Origin of the sequence: Lacihabitans sp. CS3-21, from assembly GCF_024343675.1 — a bacterium.
GTDB lineage: Bacteria > Bacteroidota > Bacteroidia > Cytophagales > Spirosomataceae > Leadbetterella.
Window position 1 is genome coordinate 1 of sequence record NZ_RJUD01000110.1, and the last position, 2,925, is coordinate 2,925.

2 protein-coding genes and 1 tRNA gene are annotated in these 2,925 nt (G+C 36.8%); 2 read left to right on the top strand and 1 reads right to left on the bottom strand.

The genetic code is table 11. The features are described 5' to 3' along the window. On the bottom strand, window positions 1-762 hold a 762-nt coding region (locus EGI24_RS19125), incomplete at its 3' end, for a M14 family zinc carboxypeptidase (RefSeq protein WP_262926221.1). A gap of 301 nt (window positions 763-1,063) precedes the next feature. On the opposite strand from EGI24_RS19125, the gene EGI24_RS19130 reads away from it, so the two are divergent. Together EGI24_RS19130 and EGI24_RS19135 are read left to right on the top strand one after the other, a co-directional pair. Next, window positions 1,064-1,135, top strand: a tRNA-Glu gene (locus EGI24_RS19130). A gap of 935 nt (window positions 1,136-2,070) precedes the next feature. Beyond that, window positions 2,071-2,739, top strand: coding sequence for a hypothetical protein (locus tag EGI24_RS19135; RefSeq protein WP_255048629.1), 669 nt, complete (start codon window positions 2,071-2,073; stop codon window positions 2,737-2,739). The last annotated feature ends 186 nt before the right edge of the window (window positions 2,740-2,925 follow it).

A 2,925-nucleotide genomic window follows, 5' to 3' on the forward strand; every position in this document is an offset into this window, starting at 1 on the left:
ATGAAATGGCTTGGCCGAGGGTGGGAAATAATAGGTAGAGTTGGGACCCATTTCGTGGAAATCGGCATGAAGGTGCGGCATCCATGAATTATAAAACTTGATACGTTGCTGTGTTTCTTTTTGTGTTTGCCAAGCAATGTCTCTGTTAAGGTCAAACAAATAGTGGTTAAATCTCCCACCCGGCCAAGGCTCATGGTGCTCTACTGAGGCGGCATGCAAATCGGGCTTTTTGCCCAAATAGCGGTTGTACCACTGGCTGTAACGGTCAAATCCGTCGGGATTTACGCAGGGATCTATCAAAATCAAGGTATTTTTCAATACTTTCTTGGCCAAATCCGAGGTACCGTTGGCCATTTCGTAAATCACTTTCACTGAAGTTTCGGCATTTACCGATTCGTTGCCATGTACGTTATACGACAAATAGGCAATCGTCGGAATATTTTTATTGCCAGCTCCAGCCATGAGGCCAATGTTTTGGAGGTTGGACTTACGAATCTGCTCGATGTTTTGGATATTTTCTTTGGATCCAATGGCCACAATCATCTGTGGACGACCTTCGGTGGTGAATCCCAAAGGAAAAATCTTCACATTTTCGGGTTTGTTGGCCGCCACATATTCGGCATAGCCTATCAACTGGTGGTGAAAATGAAACTTGGAGCCGGTGGCATTTCCGAAGTATTCTTCGGGCGATTTGAGCGTTTGGGCTATAATAGCATGTGAAACAAAAAACAGAAAAAGTGCAAGTTTGTTGATATTGAGCATTCGAGATAAATGGTTAGGGTTCAAAAATAATCATAAAGGATGGTTAAGCAAAAAAATGCCACTCAAATCGCCAAAATAAAGCGATTTGCTGAGAAAATGAGTAAAATCAGCATTTTATTTACCTTTTCTGATAATTCATTGAATTATTAAAAGAATTTCAACAAAAACAGAAATATTTAAAATCAACACTTGTGTAATTAAAATAAAGCTTATACTTTTGCACCACGATAACGGAAACGGTATCGGTCATTTAGAAAAAATGATGTTTTTTAAACGCCAATTTCGATAAATGGGACCAGTCGGCCCTATCGTCTAGCGGTTAGGACACGTCCCTTTCACGGATGAAACCGGGGTTCGATTCCCCGTAGGGTCACAAAGTTGTGAAGTGAAAATTTAGAAGCCTTGGTAGAAATACCGAGGCTTTTTCTTTGGTGTAAAATCTAAAAATGCATACGTCCCTTTCATGGATTAAAACGGTGATGCGGCATTCCGACGGTGCGACGTTTCGCCTGGGATGCAAGTCCAATCAATTCCCCGTAGGCAGAGGTGATATTGTAGCCTCCAGAGTTGTGAAGTGAAAATTAAGAAGCCTTGGTAGAAATACCGAGGCTTTTTCTTTTACAAAAAATCTAAAAATGGACACGTCAATTTCACGGATGAAACTGGGCGGTGCGACGTTTCGCTTCGATTCCCCGTAGGGTCACAGAGTTGTGAAGTGAAAATTAAGAAGCCTCAAATGCAAATTTGGGGCTTTTTTTGTGCGAAATTTTTGAAACTAAACACGTCCATTTCGGGAATGATACTGGTGATGCGGCATTCCGAAGGTGTGAAGTTTCGCCTGGGATGCCAGTCCAATCGATTCCCCGTAGGCAGAGGCGATATTGTAGCCTCCAAAGATGTGAAGTGAAAATTAAGAAGCCTCAAATGCAAATTTGGGGCTTTTTTTTGTGCACAAATTTCTGAGATCTCGACTGTCAGGTCGAGCGTAGTCGAGACCCCGCTTTCATTATAAAAAAAACCTAAATTACTCTAAAAACCTTCATTTTGAATTCAAAATACTTCAATTAGTTAATAAATTCTTCAGGTCACGAAACAACAAACCTTCGAAAATATTTAAATTACCCAAAAGCAGCCAGATAATAAAATATTCATGACCCACATTCAGAAAAAAATATCTCATATATTTGACTCAGTAAACAATATAAGTACCTTCTATGAAATACCTCAGTATATTAGTTTAATAGAAAACATTCGGCTAGCTACCTCAATTTATCTGTTTATATAAGATTTAGCAGTTTTACTAAAATCATGACCGAGCAAGACATATTTTATTTGCGATCCGAAGACAAAATTGAATTTATTCGAATTGATAACTCATATGTTTTTTTTGATGGTGTAGTTTCATTTTTAGCTGGAGTTTGTTCAACTAATTTGCTAATGGACTCTTACCTTACTGAAGCCATAGCATATAAAGAGGGACACTATTTGTTTTTTGAAGGACGAACTAAGGCCACAAACAAGATATACTATTTTTTTCCGTATGATATTTACAAATATTTAATGGACAATAGATGGCCTCAAAGTATAAACATACATTTCAAAGAAAAAACCTTTCCCGACCAAGAAGAAATTAATGGAGGATTAGACGGATTCGCAAAGGTTTTTTTATCACTAGGACAAGCGACATATATTCAATATTGGGAATCAACAAAAGATAAAGTAATTAAAGTATTCGGTACAGATCCGACAAAATGGAATACTATTTTTACATTTGGCTGGTTAGTACGCAATGCATTGGCACATAATTTCAAAGTTACAGTTAATAACCCAAAGATAGATAATATAACATGGAAAGGATTAAGCTTAGGTTATTCAAAAAATGGAATTGATATTTCTGAACAAATAATGTTCATCGAATTAATAATTTTAATGAAAGATATTGAAGATGAGCTCATAAGTTACTGCCTCAAAGATTAATTTTATATTATTTTAACTTTAGCTTAGTTTGATTTTTTGTAGTTTCTAATGCTCATTGCAATAAATTTTTATCCAAAGGCTTTACACCCTTTGATTACTGCTCAACTAACAAAAATAAAAACCTTTAAATGGCCAAGAATAAAAACTAGATACCATGTCGATTCATTTTGTAAAAGACAAATATTA

What these genes read in the sequence shown, in the direction of transcription:
- EGI24_RS19135 (WP_255048629.1), top strand. Translation starts at nt 2,071, where the DNA reads ATGACCGAGCAAGACATATTTTATTTGCGATCCGAAGACAAAATTGAA.